General features: G+C 39.6%; 15 protein-coding genes and 2 riboswitches. Of the genes, 8 read left to right on the plus strand and 7 right to left on the minus strand.

Going from position 1 to position 21,221, the window contains the following annotated elements:
• Positions 1 to 233: 233 nt before the first annotated feature.
• Positions 234 to 1,700 carry an S-layer homology domain-containing protein gene (locus J7I93_RS04475; RefSeq protein WP_214723723.1) on the minus strand — a complete coding sequence of 489 codons (1,467 nt, stop codon included), beginning with the start codon at positions 1,698 to 1,700 and terminating at the stop codon, positions 234 to 236.
• A 172-nt stretch (positions 1,701 to 1,872) separates the two neighbouring features.
• Here J7I93_RS04475 and J7I93_RS04480 point away from each other — a divergent pair, with 172 nt between their 5' ends.
• The gene (locus J7I93_RS04480; protein WP_214723725.1) at positions 1,873 to 2,601 is read left to right on the plus strand and encodes a copper amine oxidase N-terminal domain-containing protein; all 729 of its coding nucleotides are present in this window, start codon (positions 1,873 to 1,875) and stop codon (positions 2,599 to 2,601) included.
• A 94-nt stretch (positions 2,602 to 2,695) separates the two neighbouring features.
• Here the strand turns inward: J7I93_RS04480 and J7I93_RS04485 are convergent, their stop codons facing one another.
• The 3 genes from J7I93_RS04485 to istA form a co-directional block, all read right to left on the minus strand.
• The gene (locus J7I93_RS04485) at positions 2,696 to 4,117 is read right to left on the minus strand and encodes an S-layer homology domain-containing protein (protein WP_214723727.1); all 1,422 of its coding nucleotides are present in this window, start codon (positions 4,115 to 4,117) and stop codon (positions 2,696 to 2,698) included.
• Positions 4,118 to 4,356: 239 nt separating this feature from the next.
• The gene (istB, locus tag J7I93_RS04490) at positions 4,357 to 5,130 is read right to left on the minus strand and encodes an IS21-like element helper ATPase IstB (RefSeq protein WP_214723729.1); all 774 of its coding nucleotides are present in this window, start codon (positions 5,128 to 5,130) and stop codon (positions 4,357 to 4,359) included.
• Positions 5,131 to 6,660 (minus strand): IS21 family transposase, encoded by a 1,530-nt coding sequence (gene istA / locus J7I93_RS04495; RefSeq protein WP_214723731.1) that lies wholly within the window; start codon positions 6,658 to 6,660, stop codon positions 5,131 to 5,133. It abuts the gene before it with no gap.
• Between the two features lie 280 nt (positions 6,661 to 6,940).
• Here istA and J7I93_RS04500 point away from each other — a divergent pair, with 280 nt between their 5' ends.
• The 3 genes from J7I93_RS04500 (at position 6,941) to J7I93_RS04510 (ending at position 8,881) form a co-directional block, all read left to right on the plus strand.
• Entirely contained in the window at positions 6,941 to 7,081 is a 141-nt protein-coding gene (locus tag J7I93_RS04500) for a YwzD family small protein (RefSeq protein WP_214723733.1), read from the plus strand.
• Positions 7,082 to 7,504: 423 nt separating this feature from the next.
• Positions 7,505 to 7,590: riboswitch (cyclic di-GMP riboswitch) on the plus strand.
• Between the two features lie 24 nt (positions 7,591 to 7,614).
• A complete protein-coding gene (locus tag J7I93_RS04505; protein WP_214723735.1) occupies positions 7,615 to 7,752 on the plus strand; it encodes a hypothetical protein in 138 nt (45 codons plus the stop codon).
• A 553-nt stretch (positions 7,753 to 8,305) separates the two neighbouring features.
• Positions 8,306 to 8,881, plus strand: coding sequence for a 3D domain-containing protein (locus J7I93_RS04510; RefSeq protein ID WP_214723737.1), 576 nt, complete (start codon positions 8,306 to 8,308; stop codon positions 8,879 to 8,881).
• 97 nt (positions 8,882 to 8,978) lie between these two features.
• On the opposite strand, the gene J7I93_RS04515 is transcribed toward J7I93_RS04510, so the two are convergent.
• The gene (locus J7I93_RS04515) at positions 8,979 to 10,406 is read right to left on the minus strand and encodes a YfcC family protein (protein ID WP_214987787.1); all 1,428 of its coding nucleotides are present in this window, start codon (positions 10,404 to 10,406) and stop codon (positions 8,979 to 8,981) included.
• Positions 10,407 to 10,707: 301 nt separating this feature from the next.
• On the opposite strand from J7I93_RS04515, the gene J7I93_RS04520 reads away from it, so the two are divergent.
• The 3 genes from J7I93_RS04520 to J7I93_RS04530 all read left to right on the plus strand — a co-directional run bounded on the left by J7I93_RS04520 (position 10,708) and on the right by J7I93_RS04530 (position 17,878).
• Complete coding sequence (locus J7I93_RS04520; RefSeq protein ID WP_214987785.1) at positions 10,708 to 15,204, plus strand: chitobiase/beta-hexosaminidase C-terminal domain-containing protein; 4,497 nt, start codon at positions 10,708 to 10,710, stop codon at positions 15,202 to 15,204.
• A 184-nt stretch (positions 15,205 to 15,388) separates the two neighbouring features.
• On the plus strand, positions 15,389 to 17,284 hold the full coding sequence (locus J7I93_RS04525; protein WP_214723739.1) for a copper amine oxidase N-terminal domain-containing protein: 1,896 nt from the start codon (positions 15,389 to 15,391) through the stop codon (positions 17,282 to 17,284).
• A 132-nt stretch (positions 17,285 to 17,416) separates the two neighbouring features.
• Positions 17,417 to 17,505, plus strand: a riboswitch (cyclic di-GMP riboswitch).
• A gap of 127 nt (positions 17,506 to 17,632) precedes the next feature.
• Positions 17,633 to 17,878 (plus strand): hypothetical protein, encoded by a 246-nt coding sequence (locus J7I93_RS04530; RefSeq protein WP_214723741.1) that lies wholly within the window; start codon positions 17,633 to 17,635, stop codon positions 17,876 to 17,878.
• 51 nt (positions 17,879 to 17,929) lie between these two features.
• Here J7I93_RS04530 and J7I93_RS04535 read toward each other — a convergent pair whose 3' ends face one another.
• On the minus strand, positions 17,930 to 18,181 hold the full coding sequence (locus J7I93_RS04535; RefSeq protein WP_214723743.1) for a DUF3006 domain-containing protein: 252 nt from the start codon (positions 18,179 to 18,181) through the stop codon (positions 17,930 to 17,932).
• A 5-nt stretch (positions 18,182 to 18,186) separates the two neighbouring features.
• On the minus strand, positions 18,187 to 19,674 hold the full coding sequence (locus J7I93_RS04540) for an S-layer homology domain-containing protein (RefSeq protein WP_214723745.1): 1,488 nt from the start codon (positions 19,672 to 19,674) through the stop codon (positions 18,187 to 18,189).
• Between the two features lie 202 nt (positions 19,675 to 19,876).
• On the opposite strand from J7I93_RS04540, the gene J7I93_RS04545 reads away from it, so the two are divergent.
• On the plus strand, positions 19,877 to 21,154 hold the full coding sequence (locus J7I93_RS04545) for a GDSL-type esterase/lipase family protein (protein WP_214723747.1): 1,278 nt from the start codon (positions 19,877 to 19,879) through the stop codon (positions 21,152 to 21,154).
• Positions 21,155 to 21,221: the final 67 nt, after the last annotated feature.

Here is a 21,221-nt window from a genome sequence, read left to right on the forward strand (position 1 = left end):
ATCGCCCCTCATGAAAGTCTCGGAATCAGCATTAACATTAGGACTGTATTATGGACCACCAATGATAACTACTTTAGATATACTTTTAATGATGGCGAGGAACGGTGGAGTAAATTTTAGAGACCAGATAGCTGATAGATAGTATATAAAAAAACAGGAGCTACTTATCGAGCTCCTGTTATGGGACACTTCTATATCACTTGGTGAGGACGCAACCGGTATCTCTTAATAAATTACTTTAAGCGATAGCTAGGGTTAACAGCACGTGTTAAAAACACAGCAAACTGTTCTCTGGTAACCGTTGCGGATGGTCCAAACTTTGTCTCTGTAATACCTCCAGTTATGCCAGCATTGTACATGCGATTAATCGAATCAGTGTACCAGGCATTTGACTTTACATCAGTAAAAGGATGCTGGGAAGCTGTTTCCGGGAAGCTGTAAAGACGCTGTAGGAGTACTGCCATTTCTGACCTTGTTAGTTTATCATCCGGTTTGAAGGCTGTTTTTGATTTGCCTGCAAAAATGCCTTCATCTACAGCAGCTGAAATCTCACTGTAGTAAGGGTAGCTTTTAGGAACATCTGAAAACCCTGGATCTGGCCGGTCTTCTAATGAAACATTATTTGCACGGACTAATAATAGAACGGCTTGCCAGCGAGTTAAATTTTGTTTTAATCCGAAGCTGTTATAGCTGACTCCCCGAAGGATATTCCGATCAGCAAGATAATAGATCTCTTCTTCTGCATAATGCCCTCCAGGAACATCTATAAATCTGAAGTCAAGATAGCTGGATGCTACATAACCTGTTGAGCCATCACTTCTTTTTACGGGATACCATACAAAGTGGTTTTTTCGGGCTGGAACTTGCTCGTATTCAAAATGACCCTGGATTGTCACTCTCTCACCTTTAGTTAAGGTACCATTAGAAGTGCTATCAGTCGTAGGTTCGCTTCTTAAGTTTACAGCTGTTGTGGTTTCAGCTATTTGGCCTGTGATAAATTGATGCTTTGTTTTAGTGAAAGGTAAATCAAATTGGTAATGCTTCGTATTAAATTTAATATTTTCACTGCTGCTGCTGTTATATTCAAAATCTTGCGTACTGAAAGGAAGTTCAGTTAGCTGGATTAATCCTAGTTTCTCTATTATTCTAATAATTTTTTCCTGATAAGCTTCAGTGTTTCTTTCTCCTGTAGCCTGGATGATGGGACTGTTTACGGGCTTAGTACCATTATAGGCCATTATGGCAAAGTACCAATGCTCCAGCACGTCCCGTTCTCCGCCATTGATTTTTGGGAGATCGGATCTTTTGAACATTTGATCCAAAATTTCTATCCCGGCTTGAATGTTATAAACTACATCAGCCTTTAACCGTTCCTCGCTATAATTGGACTGATTAGTAACTTGCATAACTCCGATGCCGTTATCGTCAGTAATAACAGGGTTCCCGCTGCTATCAAATTGTTTCCAATCTCCGCTTTCTCCCTCTGCAATCGCCTTTACAATCTCAGGGGGGACATCATTAGACAAAGCGGTTTCTGTTAATAAACAATTCATGGTCTTTAAATCAGGATTAACACCAGGCTTAGATACATAGTTACATTTGTTTGAGATTTGATCGGCTGCCTCAGCATCTGTCTGTGAGAATAGAGTCAGTGAGCCAAGAATGGTGAAAGCCATTATGGCTTTTCTGAACTTCTTCATTATGAATTTCCTCTCCTTAAACATAGATTTCCAATATATTACTAATAGAAATATAACATAGAATAGATAATCTACCAAACTATCCTTTAAGGTGGAAAAAATTTAATAAAAAACTATTATTATTAGGTCTATTTAACTATAATAAAGTTATATTTTAAATAGGAGGAATTATATGGGTAAATTAATAAAAATTACCTTGTTGTTCTTGCTGGGAATGGGAATACTTTTTCCTGCCAATGCTTCAGCAAATACTGTTGTCTCGCTAACAGGCGGCAAATATGTTGAACAAAGGGCGTTAGTTCCAATGAGGGCAATCTTTGAACAATTGGGGGCGCAAGTTGAATATGATTCTTATTACAAATCCATTACAGCAACAAGGGGAGACAAAGAAATAATCCTGTTTTTATGGAGTAATTATACATACATAAATGGGATTGAATCTTATATTGATGTTCCTGCGCAGATTGACAATGATACGAGCCGAACGCTGGTTCCGCTGAGATTTGTCAGTGAATCATTAGGGGCAACTGTCCAATGGGATCAGAAATCATCCACAGCTTCCGTATACAGCGACAATAAAAAAATCAATGTGAAGGTTAATGCCAAATCTAAGTTCGATAACGATATTAATATCCATTATTCTATTGATGCATATGGAAATATTCATTCTAATTACTATGATAATTATAGTTTCTCACTTGTAAGTGGGCAAAAAGTAAAACTAATTCAGTCATCTGGATCTTCAAGAACGCTTTTAAGCGGTATGAGCTTAGACTTTGGCAAAGTCAAACCTAATCATATAGAGCTTAACGCTTCAGGGTATTACGGTGAAACAGAAGTTACTATTATTCCTAATCATTATGATTGGGAACTTGCTTATTACTATTATTTTTATAGATAACTTTAGAAGCCTTTTGATTTATCAGTAAAAAGGATAACCCGCGGGGAAAGCATTCCGCGGGTTGGATTAATAGGATAATAGGAATCCTATATATCTATTTTTCAGTCACAGCCCATTTTAAAGTATCAGGTGAAGGTTCCTGGTTAAAGAAAAGGTCACTTCCATATTCTACAAGCAGAGGTTCCTGGGTTTTTAACGCTTTAAAAGTATAACTTCTTTCTTCCTTCTCCCCTGGATAAAGCTTATTAAAAAAGCCGTATTGAGGTTCAGAGTCACCGTTTGAATAATAAATTTTTAAACTTCCTTGATCAATTATGCTATCAGCGGTGTTATTAGCTTCTTCATAAGTAAACGTGTATTCAATATAGCCATCATACTCTGTAGCTTCAACGCTCTTCATGGTTACTGTCATTTGATTATCCGGTGAGGTATACGGCTTATTAAGTTCAAGAAGGGAATATTCTGGTTCTTCTGGTTGACCGGGTTCAACCGTAATATTTATGGTTATGGTTGTTTCATTAAGGGCTTCGTCTTTAAAGGTGGCTTGAAGTGTATAATCACCTTCTAAGTTAAAATAATATGGGTTGTTTGATTCGGGTACCATCAATTCCCATGTATCATCCGATTCATTAAATACTAAGGTTCCCCATACTGAAGGGGTATCAGGCATGTATTCAGGATGGTTTTCCGGTGCACCTGTCAGCAGAACTTGTACATTATCTTTCAACAGGTTTTCATCTTTTACATTAAGCTTAAGTGAAGACAAAGTGCTCTGGAGAGGTAACCCTATAGATATTTCATTATCCTCATTAAAGTCAGTATTTATATTTGTGCCATCCTCAAGCACTAGATTTGCTTTGTCCGCAATTGGAGCAGACTTATCTGTATCTAGCAGCAAATTAATGGATCTGTTGATAAATTCAGCACCTTGAGCTCGATTTAAAAGATCTTTAGGTGAAAATGTAGCAGGAGAGGTACCTATGGTTATCTCATTTGCAACCAACGCTTGAATTTCATCATAATACCAATCTGCAGGTTTTACATCAGTGAAATTCACTTCTATTCCTTCTCCTGATAATTCAAATGCCTTAACAAGCAAGCTTGCCATTTCTGCACGGTTAATCTTTTTGTTAGGTTCAAATTGTCCAGAACCATTGCCGAGTACAATACCGGCTTCTTTGGCCGCTGCAATGGAGTTGTAGAACCACGCATTCTCAGTAACATCAGAGAATCCTGGGGATTCGGGATTTTCCATTTTAAGTCCCATAGCACGGGCAATCACTACAACTGTTTCGGCTTTAGTCATGTTATCAAAAGGCCTGAAAGTGCCATCTTTATAGCCGTTTAGTATTTCCTTGTCCGCTAAAGCATTTACTGCTTCGGTGTACCATTTTCCCTCTTGGACATCTTTAAAGCTAGCAGCGCTAATTGTGTTAGGCAACACGGAACTTGCGAGAATTGCTGCAGATAAGGAAAATGTAAAAAACTTGCGGTGAAACTTATATTTGTTGTTCATATTAATGCCTCCAATGCTATAAAAATAATAAACTGCAAGGTTGTGTCATTTACTCTTAAATATGACTACCTATCCATATTTTCACATTAACAAAAGTGTAACAAAGATATTCCGAAAATATATGTTATTTTCCTGGAATATATAGAAATATTTTACTTTTTCTTAGGTTATTGATTTAATGTAACCGTCAAGTAGAAATCAACAGTTTTCATTAAATAAGATTTAACAGTTTTCGATAATTAAGAATCAACACTTTGGCCTTCAAATAATACCTTACGGTATTTCATGCGTATGCTGTTCTGCTTCTCACTAAATGTCAAGATTTCACTTCTGTGAAGTAGACGATCTAATATTGCTGTTGTCAGCGTCGTGTCTCCTAGAAACTTTCCCCACTCGTTCGGTCCTTTATTTGATGTAAGGATAAACGCAGCCTTATCGTACATATCGTAAATAAATTGAAAAAATAGATGGGCATCCTGAGGTTCATAAGCCATGTACATGACATCATCGATTATAATCAAGTCTGAATTCATGATACGCTTGTATCGGGTTTTAGATTTGTTGATATACTCTCTGGATTTCAATACATAGATCAATCGTTCCATTGAAACAAACGATACTTGATATCCACGCTCAATTGCGTGGATACCGAGTGCTGTTGATAGATGAGTCTTTCCAACACCTGTAGGTCCCATCATGATCAGGGTGAAACATTCATCAATCCAGGATAGCTCTTTTAATACATTAAGATGTTTTTCCCCAATGGCAGATTGCTCTTCAAGTCGAAATTGATCAAAAGTAAGCACATCCGGGAATTCGGCCCACTTCATTAATTTCTCACTATTTTTACGCTCCCTGCACTGAGTCTCATACGTCAAGATTTCATGAAGAAGTTCATGATAAGTCCAGCTTTTCGCCTCTGCTTCCCTTAAAAAGCGTGGTAGTTCTTTGGCAGTTTCCGCAAGCCTTAAGACTCTGCACTTTTCTTGTAAAGACTCGTATAAATCACTCATTTATTTCCCACCCCCTTGTAAAACATGAAGATAAATATCTTCTTTACGTTCAGGGGCAGCTAAGTTCTTGTACCTCTCATTTTCTATTCCAATAAGTTTCGTTTGTTTTTGCTTTTCAATTTCAAGAGAGATTGCAATATCCCGAAGCTCATGAGCACTTTTCATCTGTAGCTTTTTCATCGTTCTGATTGCTTCTTCAATTGAATCTGGATAACGCTTAGAAACTTCTGATACAACTTTCAATTGATCTGTCAGGTGGCGGGGATACTGCACTAGTAACACTTTCACCAGCCATGTTACAAGATCTTCATCAGAAAGGTCTTGGTATAGTTGCCGGATGAGGGAGTCCCGTTTTGTTCGGCTGCGTTCACGATGTTCAGGAAGCGTAATGACCGAGCCTTTGTCAGATGATATGATGTGCTTGGCAATCACTTGTCCATTCCTTTCTGGTCTGATGACTAGATAGGGTTCTTCAATTTGAACATAGACATGATTATGATGGCCATTTTTAAAAGTACCTAACGGTACACTATATCGGTTTCCTTCATAACGAATGACATTGTCCTTATGTACCTTTCTTGTTATACTATGGGAAGATACATTTTCGAAAATGTAAGTACCAGAGACCTTTTGAAGATGCGGCTTTTCCAGGGCGTGCATTTCAACAGGTCTTTTCTTCGTATTATGGTGCTTTTTATAATTTCCGGTTCTCTCAAGCCATTTTATGCAAGAAGACTGCCAATCTCCAAGGTTATCAAATGTTCGATTCTTGGCAAAGTTGTGTTTCACGTATTTAACTAACTGTTCTACTTTTCCTTTTGATTGCGGATCTGCTTTTCTACATAAATATACTTTGAACTCTCTCGTTTTTTGATATTTCGTAAAAGCAGCTGTAAGTATCAGATCTCCAGCGTTTTCACTAACAGCTAGTAGGCGATCTTGATCATAAACAATTTCTTCTGTTATCCCGCCAAAATACCGAAAAGCATTTTCCTGCATATGTATCAAGTCTTCTGTTCGAAAAGGGCGATCTAACCATTCAACGTACTTAAATCTGGAGTGGGAAAGAATAAAGCCTACAAAGTAGAGTTTGGCTGTATTCCCCATCGTACTTCGAACTTTTATTTCACCAAAATCTACTTGCATTTGTTTGCCCATAGGCAGTTCAGGTATAGCTCCAAACTTCCTGGCTAAAACTTGTTTGGGAATGTGGTAAAGTTCTCTAAGTTCCTTCACGTAATTTCTCACTGTGCCTTCTGAAACATTCTGTACATTCAATTTCTCTTGGAGCCAATCATGAATTTGAGCACTACTTAAATCATTATGTTCCTGTAACCAACCTAAAATATGGTCCCGATAGGGATCAAGCTTCTTTTCCCTAGTCTGCATAGAATGAACGAATGTCATAAATTCCTCCACCGACATCCCCACGTATTCTATTACTGTATTTCTTGACACTCCTAACTTCCTGGAAATTGCACTGTTTGTGAAACCTTCTTTTTTCAGTTGATGAATTTCATGGTAGATCATGTATCTCTCCACTCCTAAACCCTCACTTTCAATAAACTGAAATAAGTATATTGAAAGTGTTACTAGATTGACCAGTAACTGTTGATTCTTATTTGTGGAAATCTGTTTAAAGTTAATTGTTGAAAACTGTTGATTCTAGTTTAGCGTTTACATTTAAGCATGCTGTAGACTTTCTAATAGGAAAAGAAACAATATAAATGTAATATAATTTTCATTTACTATCATGAATAAATTAATTATATTTATAGTTATTAATTGGAAATTAGGAAGGTACTTGAATATGACAAAAGAACAAGAGAGTTTCCTGCAAATTCTTTTAGATGCTTATGTAAAAGGTGAAAGTGGTGAGGATATATCTAAAAAGGCTTTCATCGTGGAATTAGAAGAAAAATTAAGGTTTTTATTTGGAATTAAATCTTAACAAGATGATACTTCTCCTTTTTCTAGTTATTTCCTTAGTTTGGTTATTAATGAAAAACCACATTACCTTTTCACTATAATAAAAAATGAAAAAATGATTCTTTTTCAGTTCGACAGGTTTCGACAATGGTATTAATATTTATATAAATGATTGGTAAGCCATAAATCATATTTTCTTTTAAGCACACGGGGACTTATTCCTAGTGTGCTTTTTTTATTTAAATAGGGAATTTGCATAATACTTCCTCTTCAGTAAGTATTTTACTATAATAGATTGGAAATTTAAATTTTATAGGGGATGTTTAATTCGAATTGATAAGGGGTATAAAAATATTTAAAGAAAAAATGAAGCGAATTATTCGTATTATCTGAAGATTCTTGATAGTTAGATACCCCTAAAAAACTTAAGGATTGTATCCGATATGATCTATAAGGGCAAAATTACTGAAAAGTAATGACGCAAAGCTAAAGGGGCTTCTATTTAAAAAATAAAGCCAGCCAGCTGCCATCAATAAGTAAAGGAGAAAAATAGAGATGTCAAATCATAATTGGATTACACCAGAAGAAATTGCCAGAAAAAAAGAAATAAAAAGAAAGCTCCTATATATTTCTTTTCCAATTGTAGCAGTTCTTATCAGTGCATTAGTGACGATACTAGCTAATCAAGTCTGATGAAACAGTTTGAGAAAATACATAAAGTTGAAATTATTATACTTAGTATGTAAAGAAAGAGCAGCTGCCTTTACGGTGTAGGTGTTTTGGGATATTTTCTGGCTGGCTTTTATGTGCCAGCCATTTTTTATGAATTGAATGTGCACTATTTTCCTATTATAGGGTCTAAATTAAAAAATTTGAGACCAATTAGCTATAGTTCTAGAAAAAATAAAATGAATCCTTTTACAGTCGACTACCAAAGGTAAACCTTTTACAATGTTGGTAATAGATTTAGGTTGGTAAGCCATAAATCTAATTTCCTTTTAAGCACCTTCAGAAGTCTGGGGTGCTCTTTTTCTGTTCTTAATAAGAAGAGCATTTATTTATTGGTGATAAGAAAATGTTCAAAGAATATATTTCGGGTTAAAAGGTGCCCTTTAAGTTAACCTCCTTATATTACAAAAATATTAAATAAGAATTATTTTGTAATATAAATAGTAGTTTATTGAAACGTTCCTGTTATGTTCCTCTGCTAATATGTTCCTATCAAGGGACATAAAGGAGATACGTTTTGAAGAAAATACTAATCTATCTAACTGTTGCTGTTTTTCTATCATTTGGATTTTCAAATGTCACTTTTGCCGCTGGAAACTCGACATATACAGTAAAGTCAGGCGATACCCTTTGGGCGATTGCTAAAAAGAATAAGGTAACTGTTCAACAGCTAAAATCTTGGAATAAACTAAGTTCAAATACAATTAAACCTAAACAGGTATTAAAAATATCTTCTGCAGCTGCAAAAACATCAACAGCTGTGAAAGCTTCAAAGCCAAAAGCGACTCAAAAAACTCGTGCCTATAAAGAAATTACCGTAAAAGCAACAGCTTACACTGCAAGCTGTAAAGGCTGCAGCGGAATTACTTACACAGGCATTAATTTAAAAAAGAACCCGAATGCTAAAGTAATCTCTGTAGATCCCAAGGTCATTCCACTAGGATCCAAGGTATATGTACCAGGATACGGGGAAGCAATTGCAGGCGATAAAGGCTCTGCAGTAAAAGGAAACAAAATCGATGTCTTCATTCCGAACAAACAAAAAGCCCTCCAATGGGGAAGCAAAACTGTAACAATAAAAGTATATAAATAATAGAAAGCAAAAGAGAATCCCTGCAGAAGGAGATTCTCTTTTTTACTTAAGTTCCTATTATATTATTCGACAAAATTCGGGTGGTACCTGGTACCTTTTATACTGGCCCCCAATTTATTAAGACGCCAATACTGAGCATAGCAACGGCGATTACACACCAGATGAGGAAGAGGGGCAGCATCCATTTTGCCCATTTGATCCATGGGACTCCAGCTACGGCAAGGCTTGCCATGAGCGGGCCGGAGGTAGGGAATATGCTGTTGGTAAAGCCGTCTCCGAATTGGTAAGCTTGTACGGCGACCTGGCGGGTGATGCCAATCATATCTGCCAGCGGCGCCAAAATTGGCATGGAGATCATTGCCTGGCCGCTGCCGGATGGAACCAAAAAGTTCAAAATTGCATTGGATACAAACATTCCAATTGTTGCGAGGATTGGTGATAGCCCTTCTAGGGGAATTGAAAGTGCATGGACAAATGTATCAAGAATGCTGGCATTTTCCATAACAATTAAGATCGCGCGGGCTACACCGATAATTAATGCCCCATATACAAGCTTTTGACAGCCTTCGAGGAAGGTCAGGGCTACTTGATTATAGTTCATGCCGGCAATGATGCCTGAAATGAGACCAATAATAATGAAGAATGCCGCCATATGATTGATCGTCCACTTAAATTGAATGGTAGCAAATATAAAAAATAGCAGAGCTAATCCGACAAAGCTAAGGATAATTTTATGCCGAATGGTAAAAGGAACTTTAAGATTATCGTCTAAAGAGGAGGTTTCCTCTGCTACTCCAACTAAACTTTTAGCAGGATCTGCAAGTACCTTTTTGGCATAGCTCCAGGTGTATAGAATTGTGGTACCAACAATAACTGCAAAAGCAATAAGTCTTAGTGCCATTCCGGAGAATAAGGGGATATCGGCAATGCTTTGAGCGATGCCAACTGTATAAGGGTTCAGGAACCCAACGTTAAAGCCTGCAAAAGTGGCCCCGAAAGTAATGGAAACTGCCACAAGTGCATCCAGCTTGAGTGCTCTTGTTATAATAAGTCCAATTGCGACAAAGGGAATAACAGAATTGGCTACTGCGCCAACTGCTCCTCCAAGTGCGAATAATATCGAAACAATCGCGATGAGCCAAAATTCCTTTCCGCGAGTTTTTGAAACAGCCCGGAGAATCCCTCCCTTAATAGCGCCGGATCGTTCAACTACCTCGAAGGCGCCTCCTGCAAAAAGAACAAGAAATATTAACCCGCCAGATTGAACCATTCCTTCCTGCAAAGCAAGAAAAATATCCATAAACCCAGTCGGATTCCCGTCAGTTTCCGCATATGTACCAGGTACTACCCGTTCTACCTCATCAACCATTTCCCTTTCGAAAGAGCCGGCTGGTACCAAATAGGTTGCGACTACTGCTATTAACAGCACAAGGAAAAGGATTACATAGGTGTCAGGCATCTCCCATTTCTTTTTTTTATTTGTTCCACTCTCTAATCTAGTCTCTGATGTTGTCTGTGCATCCAATGTTCTTAGATCCCTCCAAATTTAAATTTTCTTCCCTCTACTGTGGCAATTTACTGAATTAACAGAATAAAGGAAGTTTCAGTCTATTATAGAGGTAGCTAAATAATATTGCAAATTAAGATAAGTTTATTCGACAAAATTCGGGTGGTACCTGGTACCTATAAATCGCTAGTTCCATTATCTCATTTTTGTCTATTAACCTAATATTTACATAATTTCAATTGTGGTGTTTATAGAGGAGTGTTTTACTAGTATTGGAGTATCATGTCAACGTTCAAATACTAGTTTAGGAGAGGATATTATGATAGGAAGACGTCCGAAGAAGATGTTCAGCCTTGTGTCTATTTTTGCCTTGATCCTTAGTCTTTTTGCTCCGTTTTCTTCTGCTTATGCAGACGGGACAATCACCGTTGGGGAGGCTATTGCGAATAATAGCGGTACTGCCACGGTTGAAGGATATATTGTCGGTACAACAAAAGGAACAAATAGTTATCAGCATGAGGGGCCATTTTCGCCTGCAACCAATATTGCCATTGCAGACTCTGCAGCAGAAACAGACCCTAGTAAAATCATGCCGGTTCAATTGCCGAGCGGTTCGATTAGAACAGAATTGAACTTGGTAGATAACCCGGAGAATCTCGGAAAGAAAATTCAAATCACGGGTTCACTTGAAGCTTACTTTACAGGTCCGGGGTTAAAGAGCCCAACTTCCTACACCTTTGCAGCAGAAACGGATCCAACACAGGTTTCCCCTGTTATAGCTTCGCCTGAAGCAGGGGCCATTGCAAGTGGTACACCAGTGACTCTTTCTACTTCCACGGAAGATGCTGCGATCTATTACACCATTGATGGATCTGAACCAACAACAGCCAGTACGGAGTATTCAGAACCCATCATTATCAATGAGGGTACAACAATCAAAGCCTTCGCTGTAAAAAAAGGCCTCGATCATAGCGAAATATCAGCCTTTGAATATAGCATTGTGCAAGAACAAACGATTGCCGAGGTACGTGCACTGCCTAAAGAAAGTAGTGTGCTTACAAAAGGTGTGGTAACAGCGGTATTAGGTTCTGCTACTTACATACAGGATGAAACAGCGGGAATCGTATTATACGGGCTTCGTCTTGATGTTCAGCCTGGTGATGTGGTGAGCGCATCTGGTAAATTGACAGAATATGCAACACTTTTGGAAATAGAGGTGCAAGCTGACGACGTTAAAGTAATCGATTCAGCGGATGTACCTGAACCAGAAGTCCTTACAGCAGCCCAGCTTGACGAAAGCAAAGAGGCTACGCTTGTCAAAATTGAAAAAGTATCCGTACAATCCTTTAGCGGCGGAAATTATACAGCGGTTGATGAAGAAGGAACTTCCTTCCAAATCAGACCAGATGATTCATCCCTGCTCACTGCAGACACAAGCTATGATTCCATCACCGGGGTTTTAGGTGCTTATAATGGAACTTATCAGCTAATTCCGCGAAGTGCAGCTGATGTTATTGCCGACTCCACCAAAGTCCAGCAGGTAACAGCAGCACCAGGATCGGGTTTTGTACAGTCAGGCGATCAAGTCAGTCTGTCGACCTTAACTGAAGATGCAACCATCTACTATACGACAGATGGCACTGACCCAACTGCTAATAGTGCAGTTTACAGTGAGCCAATCGCGATCAATAAAGATACAACCATTAATGCGCTGGCTGTAAAAGAAGGCTTAACTAACAGCAAAGTAGCTGTATTTAATTATATTATTCAAAAAGAAGACGTCCGCATCCATGATATTCAAGGTGCCGGGCACTATTCAGTGTATGACGGTTTTCATGTAACCGAAGTTGAGGGGATCATCACGAAAGTAGTAGATAATCATAATTTCTACATGCAGGATCAAGAGCCTGATTCAGATCCTAAAACATCAGAAGGAATCTTAGTTTATAAAAGCAAGCACGGTTTAACAGAGGGAGACGTTGTTTCTGTTAATGGGCTGGTAAAAGAATGGGTGCTTGATGGCTATTCAGAAAAGAAAGAAACTGATTTGCCTGTAACAGAAATCAGCGCCACCAACGTTACCAAAACGGGAACGGATGAACTTCCGGCTTCAGTCGTAATCGGAGAGGATCGCATGCCTCCGACAGAAGTCATTGACAACGACAGCTTCTCCGAATTTGATCCGGAACAGGATGGCATCGATTTCTATGAAAGCCTGGAAGGAATGCTCGTTCAAGTCAACAACCCAAAAGTAGTGGCACCGCAAAAGTATGGTGAGCTTGCAGTTGTTCCGGGAAATGTCCCAACGAACACGGCAGATGGCGGACTGCGCATTACGGAAGACGATTTTAACCCAGAAAGAATCCACATTGATATGAACAATGAAAGCTTTGTGGCTAAAATGGGAGACAGTTTCAACGGAAACATCCAGGGTGTCGTAAGCTACGGCTTCAGCAACTATAAAGTGTTAAGTGACGAAGCAGCTTTGCCGGAGCTTGTGGAAGGTGAAGTGGTTCGTGAGGATACAGACATTGCTCCTGAAGAAGATAAACTCACCATTGCTTCTTATAATGTGGAAAACTTCTCACCAAAAGTAGATGCCGAGAAGGTTGCGAGGTTAGCAGAAGCTATTGCCAAGAACATGAAACAGCCTGATATTATCGGACTGACAGAGGTCCAGGATAATGATGGCCCAACAGACAGCACTACAACTGACGCAAGCCAGAGCGCAGCACTTTTAATCGAAAAAATTAAAGAGCTAGGCGGAACGGAATATACGTATACCGATATTGCGCCAATCGATAAAATGGACGGCGGCCAGCCGGGCGGAAACATCCGTGTCGGTTTCCTTTATAATGCTGAACGTGTATCCCTGATGGAAGGCACAAAGGGAGAAGCAAACGAAGCGGTCGGTTTCGAAGATGGCAAGCTGACTCTTAACCCCGGCCGGATTGATCCAAAAAACGAAGCCTTCGAAGACAGCCGCAAGTCTTTGGCCGCGCAGTTTGAGTTTAATGGTGAAAGCGTAATTGTCATCGCGAATCACTTTAACTCCAAAGGCGGAGATCTTCCGTTATTCGGAAAAGTTCAGCCGCCCGTTTTAAACAGTGAAATTCAGCGTATGAAAATTGCTAACGTGATCAGCGGCTTTGTAAAAGACGTGAAGGAAAAAGATCCGAATGCGAACATCGTATTGCTTGGCGATTTTAATGACTTTGAATTCTCCAATCCTTTACAGGCATTAAAAGGACAGGAATTAACAAACATGATTGAAAAAGTGCCGGCAGAAGAGCGCTACTCCTATTCTTACCAAGGTAATGCCCAAGTGCTCGATCATATTTTAGTTTCCAACAACCTTGCGGACAGAACAAAAGTTGATATTCTTCATATTAACTCTGGCTTTATGGAAGAGCATGGCCGTGCAAGTGACCATGACCCGGTCATGATTCAAACCAGCTTAAAAGAACAAGTGAAGCCGGAAGAGCCGAAGTATGACCATGTATTTAATCTGGTAGACTATCATGCGAAAAAGTACGTCGTCGGACCTTATAATGCATTGGTTACAATGGACGAATCATCTACTCTTACCGAAGGGCTTTGGCTAAAAAAATCAGCAACTGTTACAGGCGAAGGCCTGAAAAATACACGAGTTGCCATCAGCTCAGCAAACAAAGGTGCCATAATAGACCTTACAGGTGCAGAAATTAAAGAAGTCATGATTGAAAGCAATAAAGTCGCGGAAATCCGCGGGGCGGAAAATGTCCAGAAGTGGACGATAGGCAAGAAAGCAAATCCTTCCGGCATCAAATTTACGGACTCAAAAGGAAATGCGATGCATTCACCTTTTGAGCCAAAGGTAAACCAGGCACCTGTTGCCGCAAAAACGCTAGAAAATATCAATGCGAAAACAGGCCAGGAAGTTTCACTTGATTTAAACGAATATTTCTCTGATCCGGATGGAGACGAGTTATCCTACACTGCAACAATCGGAGCAGTAAATGGTTCAATCCTGACGCTTCCGACAGAGACTCCAGAAACGTATCTGATTGCTGTTACAGCAAAAGACGGGAATGGCGGCGAAGTAACAGTCCGCTTTTCCCTGACAGTCGAAGAAGCTGAACAGCTGGAGGGCTATTATGAAGATGCTTCCGGAAAAACAGGTGAAGAGTTAAAAGCAGCTCTTCACAATATCATTTCCGAGCAGACCGTTATTTCCTACAGCGATGTGTGGGACGCATTAAAGGAAACCGATGAAGACCCGGCAAATCCTGACAATGTCATTCTTTTCTACACAGGAGAATCCCGTTCAGAAAACCTGAACGGCGGAAATGCCGGTGATTGGAACCGGGAGCATGTTTGGGCAAAATCACATGGCGATTTTGGAACCAGCATGGGACCTGGAACAGATGTGCATCATCTGCGCCCTACTGATGTAGGAATCAACAGTGCCCGCGGAAACCTTGATTTTGATAACGGCGGAACGGCAGTCAGCGGCTGTGACGGCTGCTATAAAACGGCCAGCTCCTGGGAACCGCCGGACAGAGTAAAAGGCGACGTTGCCAGAATGCTTTTTTACATGGCTGTCCGCTATGAAGGCAATGGAGAAGTGGATCTTGAATTAAACGAGCTGCTGAATAACGGTTCAAATCCATACCACGGAAAGCTTTCTACTCTGCTTGAGTGGCATGAACAGGATCCTGTTGACGAGTTTGAACGCAATCGTAACAACATCATTTTTGAAAAATGGCAGCATAACCGTAATCCGTTCATTGACCACCCGGAATGGGCGGAAATGATTTGGGAGCAGGCAAACTAATAAGCTATGAGGGATGGAAATCGTATAGGGTTTCCATCCTTTTTTCTTCCGGTAATTATTGTTAATTTTAACCAACATACACACTTATTACATAAATCTGCCTATTTATAGTAAAATTGTATTATTGTCGAAAAAGAGGGACAGGACACCAAGAAGCCTGTCGTTATTTGTAAGGAGTGGAAAAATGTTTGCAAGATTAAGAGTTTTAGTTGTTATTGCTGCAGTTGCTCTCAGCTCCCTTCTATCGGCCGGTTCATCAAGTGTTTCAGCTGCAACCTTGATCGGAAAAGGCCTGTATATTAAAAATGGAGTGACTATTGAAATTGATGGGAAGAAGACTGTGTTTAACGATCCTATTCTTAATAAGTCCGGCCATCTGCTTTTGCCGATGAGAGATTTATATGAAGCGATTGATGCCAAGGTTTATTGGGATAAAAAGAATCAAACAGCTAGTGCCGTCAGAAATGGAAAAAGAGTAGATCTTACCATAAACTCTACTATTGCCAAAGTAAATGATAAGAAGGTTACTATGAACGTTGCTCCTCTTATGTACAAATACAGGACTTACGTACCGCTGCGCTTTGTGAGTGAGAACCTTGATGGGAAGGTTTATTGGAATCAGGGTGAACAAACCGTTGAAATAACACTTAATCATCAAAAAATCCCACCAGAAGATCCATACGTATTACATATGAACAATAAAAGAATCATCATGGAAGATCCTTTAGAGGAGAGAAGCGGAAGAACGTACATTCCTGCAGACTATTTTTATAATTATTTGGACAGCACAAGTTCAAATTGGGTGACAGATAGCCAGCTGGAATTTCAGGTTGCCGGCTTGAACTTTGTTTTTACAAACGGAAGCCAAAACGTTCTAATCAATCAGGAGAATGTGCAGATTGAAGAAAAGCCGTTTATCGAGTCAGGAAAAATGTACGTTCCTGTTCATTTTATTGTCAATGCACTGGGGGGCAACCTGCGTATCCTGACTGATAAAAGGGAATTGTACATTTATCTCTATCATTATATGTTTACAAGCGATTTCCTTGAGAAAACAGAGGGCTCAACTACACGTCCTGCATATGTCCCAAATGCAAGCTTGGAAGGCTCACGAGACCTGCTTGTAAGCGATAATCCTGAAAGAGTTACACCTGCTCTCGTTCCTAATCCAGCAGCCACGCTTGCTCAGCATAATGTAAATTTAGCAGATCCAGTTAACGAGCACCGGATTTTTGGATGGCATCTTAATAAGCTTGGAAAAGAAGCGAAGATTGGGATAACCATTCAAAATACTTCAAGCATCAATAGCCTGGAGGTTACAGGTTCTAAAGGTTATGTGAAAACGAGCGGAAACAGCTGGATTAATTATGATATTGGCCTTCCAATAGCTGATAAAGTCCTGAATGACAAGCTAACTGATTCAGCGAGTATGGGGATGGTTATACAGCCGGGTGAAACGAAACTAATCGAAACATATGAATTGCATCCTAACTATATTATTGGCTTTTTGCAGGATGTCGATATTCGCTCGATAAACGGAGGAAATAGTGAATACACAATCCGAACTGTTTTGACAACAAATAATACAGACTTAACAAGGATTCACTCAGAACCAGTTCCGATTGATCCATACGCTGCACATCCGAGAGGCGTTTGGCCAAATGCTGAAATCCGGGCAGTCCTGCCTGCCTATACAGTGGGCTCACCGGAAGTGGGCTATAACATTTCGAACGGAAAGACGGATCACTTCCTTACCGAAGAGAATTCATTAGCTAAAGTCAATGGCTCAGTTGGAAATTCAGGCCACTTTGGCATGAATTATAAGGTGGATATTCCTATTATCAACCCAACTGGTGAAGCGAAGACCATCAAGCTAAAAATAGCGGGCAGAGGGGGACTATATAGCGGAGCGGTGAAAATGAATGGAATTGTTTATTTGATCCCAACCCTTAAGCCTTCCACGGAGTATGTTGAACTCCCGGCTTATACTGTTGCAGGTGCTGAGGATATGATTAGCCTTGAGATCATGCATGCAGGCGGAGCCAGTCTGCCAGCTGCGATTTATGTTGAGGCACAATGATAAATGGGAGGGCCGGCAAATAGGTGCCGGTCTTTTTATAGAATAGGAATAGTCCTTTAGTCTTAATGTTTGCGGAAAAATAGCGAAATTTGTTGAAAATATATTACTATAGTTATATGATAATTGTATGAAAATTGAAAAAGGCAAACTTATTGAAAAATAAGGACGCAAAGCCGCGAGTCTAAGGTCATATACATGACTAAGATCGTCGGGCTGCCAAAATGTCGGGAGTATATGTCTTTTTATAGGGTATAGCTAATAATAACATTCAAACTCTGCCGGACGTTGGCGAGTTTTTTACTTTTTAGTTTTCAGAATTGTAAATAAATTGGAAGGGCGTGGGTAAAATTGAAGATTTACTACGGATCGGTGGAATTCTTTGAAAGGGAGATTATTCATTCTCTTTCCCGCCAGGAGACAAATTCTCTTGAGGAAATTGCAGAAAAGCTGGAGAAAGAATTATTATATGATTTCATTTGCGATGAAAAAATCAAGAGGGAATGCTTGAATAACCTGGTATGTGCGTGTACGAGAGTGAACCATCAATTCATTAATGCGGATGGAACAGATTCTTCTATATCTGCTTATAACTAATGCGGGAAATAGCTAAAAAGAACCCATCTCAAGTAAGTGGGCTCCTTTTAGCTATTTCTTGTTTTTGTTTAAAATCTTCTGAAGCAATGCCTGATTTTTCTTGAAAGCATTCTGCGTTTCATCAGATAATAACTTGTATTCCATCACTTTACCCTCGCTGCTGATGGTTGCTTCAATTATATCTCCATCTGACAGGTTTGATGAGAATTGCTTCATGGAGACAACGATTCTGTCACATTCATTCTTGCTGGGTAATAAAACAACTTTTTCTCCTTCTATTGCATCAACGGTGTATCTTTCCAACGTTATCAGCCCTCCTCAACGGTAAATCCATTTTCAGTTGATTCCACAATAATATTTCCATGGTTATAAGTACTGTAAATTTTCGAACCTATAGATTTTAACCTTTGTACGACTGCCGAGTTTGGATGACCATAGGAATTGTCTCCATATGAAAGTATGGTAATGGAAGGCTGAACTTTATTCAGGAAGCTTGAAGAAGTTGAAGTGCTGGAACCATGATGGCCAGCTTTTAATATATCTGCAGACACATTGTATTGCTGGGTCATATTCGCTTCATTCTCCATTGTTGCATCTCCAGTTAATAAGAAGCTAACGTCTTCATGGACCACTTTTAATACAACAGAGGATTCATTTAAATCTGAACTTGAATAGGTTGAGTTTAACACTTGAACAGCAATATCTTCATCAATGTTTAAAAAATCCCCTTTAGATGGGATATCCATTGGGATATTTTTTTGGTCAATTAATGTTAAATACTCTGTATAAGTCTTTGTCGTATGAACTTTACCGCTATCAAGGACCCTTTTTACAGGGAACTTTTTTAAAACTTCAATTAGCCCGCCGATATGGTCAGCATCTGGATGAGTGGCGACCATGACATCAATCGAACCAATGCCTTCCCGGGTTAAATAGTCAGTCACTTCATCGCCTGCGTATCTGTTTCCGCCGTCGATTAATACATTTTTACCATTAGGGGTTTCCAGCAATATGCTGTCGCCTTGGCCGACATTAATAAAATGGGCGGTGATTTCACCGCCTGCAATGTGTACATCATGATTTCGAATGATTCTAGCCAGGAAAGAAGCAAATTCTGCCCGATTTACATTTGAGTTTGGCCTGAATGTGTTGTCTGGATATCCGCCAGTTATATCATTATGAAGCAGCACCTGAATGACGCCATACGCCCAGTGCTTTGTTGAAACATCTTTAAATGAAATGCTGCTTTTTCCGGTTAAGCTGTATGCTCTCACTAGCATCGCAGCTAGCTCTGCTCTGGTGATTGCGGCATTAGGATTAAAGCTGCCATCACTATATCCGCCCATAATCCCTTTTTTTGCAACAGCACCAATAGATGAATAGGCCCAATGCTTGGAAGTGACATCAGTAAAAGATGGTGCCGCACTTGGCAGCTTTAAGTGACGAGTAATGATAGCTGCAACTTCTGCACGAGTTATACTCTTTTTAACACCATAGGAACCGTCATTGTATCCGCCTACTAAACCAAGCTCATATAATAAGTTAATATTTGCCTCAGCCCAGTGCCCGCCGGTGTCTGTAAATAAACCAGCTGGCTGCGGTTTTGGATTATCTTTTATAATATTTCCGTTAGCATCATGATAATGGTATTCCCCTGTTTCCAGCCCGTATTTTGAACAGTTTGTCCAACAAGTATGACCTCCACTGGAATCTGTCCCGCCTGGAGATGCCGCGGCTTGTGATAATGGTATAAGAAAAAAGGATATAGTAAAAAGTAAAGCAACTAATTTTTGCATAGTAACCTCCTCTATTTGTCAATTAATTTCCATTTGCTATTGTAACAGAATTGTAATGAAAGAGGAGGGAAATTAGTTAAGTGGAATAAATTACTAAATAATGATAGAAATATTCTCTTCCGCCATTTAAAATAGATACATATACCTACTCAGAATGACATATATTTTGTAGAATCTAAAAAATAGGGAGTGTGAAAGTCAATTGGTTAATAGGTGCAAGAAAGGTTTATCTAGTTTATCGATTATTTTTATTTTATTGCTGGGATTGATAACATCCCCAGCATCAGCAGCAATGGAAGAATCAATCAGATATCTTGCTTTAGGAGATTCATTAGCAGCAGGGATGACCTCTGATAAGCAGATTAGTTTGGGATATTCCGATATGGCTGCAGAGCACTTAAAAGGACAGGGACTGCTGGATACATACTCAAAGGCTTTTGCAGTGCCAGGGTATACTACCGAGAATGTACTGTCAGATTTAACAGAGAAGGAAGAATTAAAGGCAGCCATTAAACAAGCAAACGTTATTACGATTTCAGCAGGCGCCAATGATCTCCTGAAGGAAGCCAAAATAGACCGTGAAAAAGGAACTCTCAACATTGATCCCGCAACGATAAAGCCTACTCTTCAAAGTATAGCTGCGAACTACATCAAGATCCTTCAAACGATTAAGGAATTAAATCCGGAAGCAGCCGTTTATGTGATGGGTTATTATTTCCCATTTCCATACCTCTCAGACGTTCAAAAACCTCAACTAATAGAACTAACACAAACGCTAAATAAAACGATTCAAGCAGCATCAGCAACTAAAGGGGCAACCTTTGTTTCTGTTTATGAAAAATTCGGGGATGACCCAAAGCCATATGTGCCAAACCCTGAGGACATCCATCCTAATTTGGAAGGATATAAATTAATGAGTGAAGCCCTGCTGGAAAGCATGGCTAAGTCCAAGCAAGCGGCAGATCTGCCAGAGGGACATTGGGCTGAAAAAGAATTAAATTTATTTTTGGACAATAACCTGTTTCAATTGGATGAAAAGGGAAATATCCATCCAGGAAAGGCAATTACCAGAGCGGAAGTAGCAGGGGTTTTGTATAAAAGCATTCCGATGACACAATCCCTTCCGGCTAATCCAGGATTTAAGGATGTACCTGAAAGTCATCCAGCATATATGGCAATCGCAAAGCTGACAGAAGCCGGCATCTTTGCCAAGAGTGAATACTTTAACCCGGATGCTCCTCTGACAAGAGTGCAAATGGCCAAAGTTTTAACTCTAACTTTCCAGCTTAAAGACGATGGAATGCAGCCGCGCTACAGCGATATTCCAAAGGATTATTGGGGATCACGCTTTATTAGTGCCATGACTGTAAACGAGCTAATGTATGGACATCCTAATGGAACATTCGGTGTTAATGATGCTGCAACCAGGGCACAGTTTGCGGTAGTGATGGTAAGAGCTGCAGAAGCAGGGCTTAATTAGAAGGTTTAAAATAAATAAGAAAAAGGCGTGATGACAAGCATCACGCCTTTCAGACTGTCGACAAACT

This window comes from Bacillus sp. ISL-47, assembly GCF_018613175.1.
Lineage (GTDB): Bacteria > Bacillota > Bacilli > Bacillales > Cytobacillaceae > Cytobacillus.

What these genes read in the sequence shown, in the direction of transcription:
- J7I93_RS04475 (WP_214723723.1), bottom strand. Translation starts at nt 1,700, where the DNA reads ATGAAGAAGTTCAGAAAAGCCATAATGGCTTTCACCATTCTTGGCTCA.
- J7I93_RS04480 (WP_214723725.1), top strand. Translation starts at nt 1,873, where the DNA reads ATGGGTAAATTAATAAAAATTACCTTGTTGTTCTTGCTGGGAATGGGA.
- J7I93_RS04485 (WP_214723727.1), bottom strand. Translation starts at nt 4,117, where the DNA reads ATGAACAACAAATATAAGTTTCACCGCAAGTTTTTTACATTTTCCTTA.
- istB (WP_214723729.1), bottom strand. Translation starts at nt 5,130, where the DNA reads ATGAGTGATTTATACGAGTCTTTACAAGAAAAGTGCAGAGTCTTAAGG.
- istA (WP_214723731.1), bottom strand. Translation starts at nt 6,660, where the DNA reads ATGATCTACCATGAAATTCATCAACTGAAAAAAGAAGGTTTCACAAAC.
- J7I93_RS04500 (WP_214723733.1), top strand. Translation starts at nt 6,941, where the DNA reads ATGACAAAAGAACAAGAGAGTTTCCTGCAAATTCTTTTAGATGCTTAT.
- J7I93_RS04505 (WP_214723735.1), top strand. Translation starts at nt 7,615, where the DNA reads ATGTCAAATCATAATTGGATTACACCAGAAGAAATTGCCAGAAAAAAA.
- J7I93_RS04520 (WP_214987785.1), top strand. Translation starts at nt 10,708, where the DNA reads ATGATAGGAAGACGTCCGAAGAAGATGTTCAGCCTTGTGTCTATTTTT.
- J7I93_RS04525 (WP_214723739.1), top strand. Translation starts at nt 15,389, where the DNA reads ATGTTTGCAAGATTAAGAGTTTTAGTTGTTATTGCTGCAGTTGCTCTC.
- J7I93_RS04540 (WP_214723745.1), bottom strand. Translation starts at nt 19,674, where the DNA reads ATGCAAAAATTAGTTGCTTTACTTTTTACTATATCCTTTTTTCTTATA.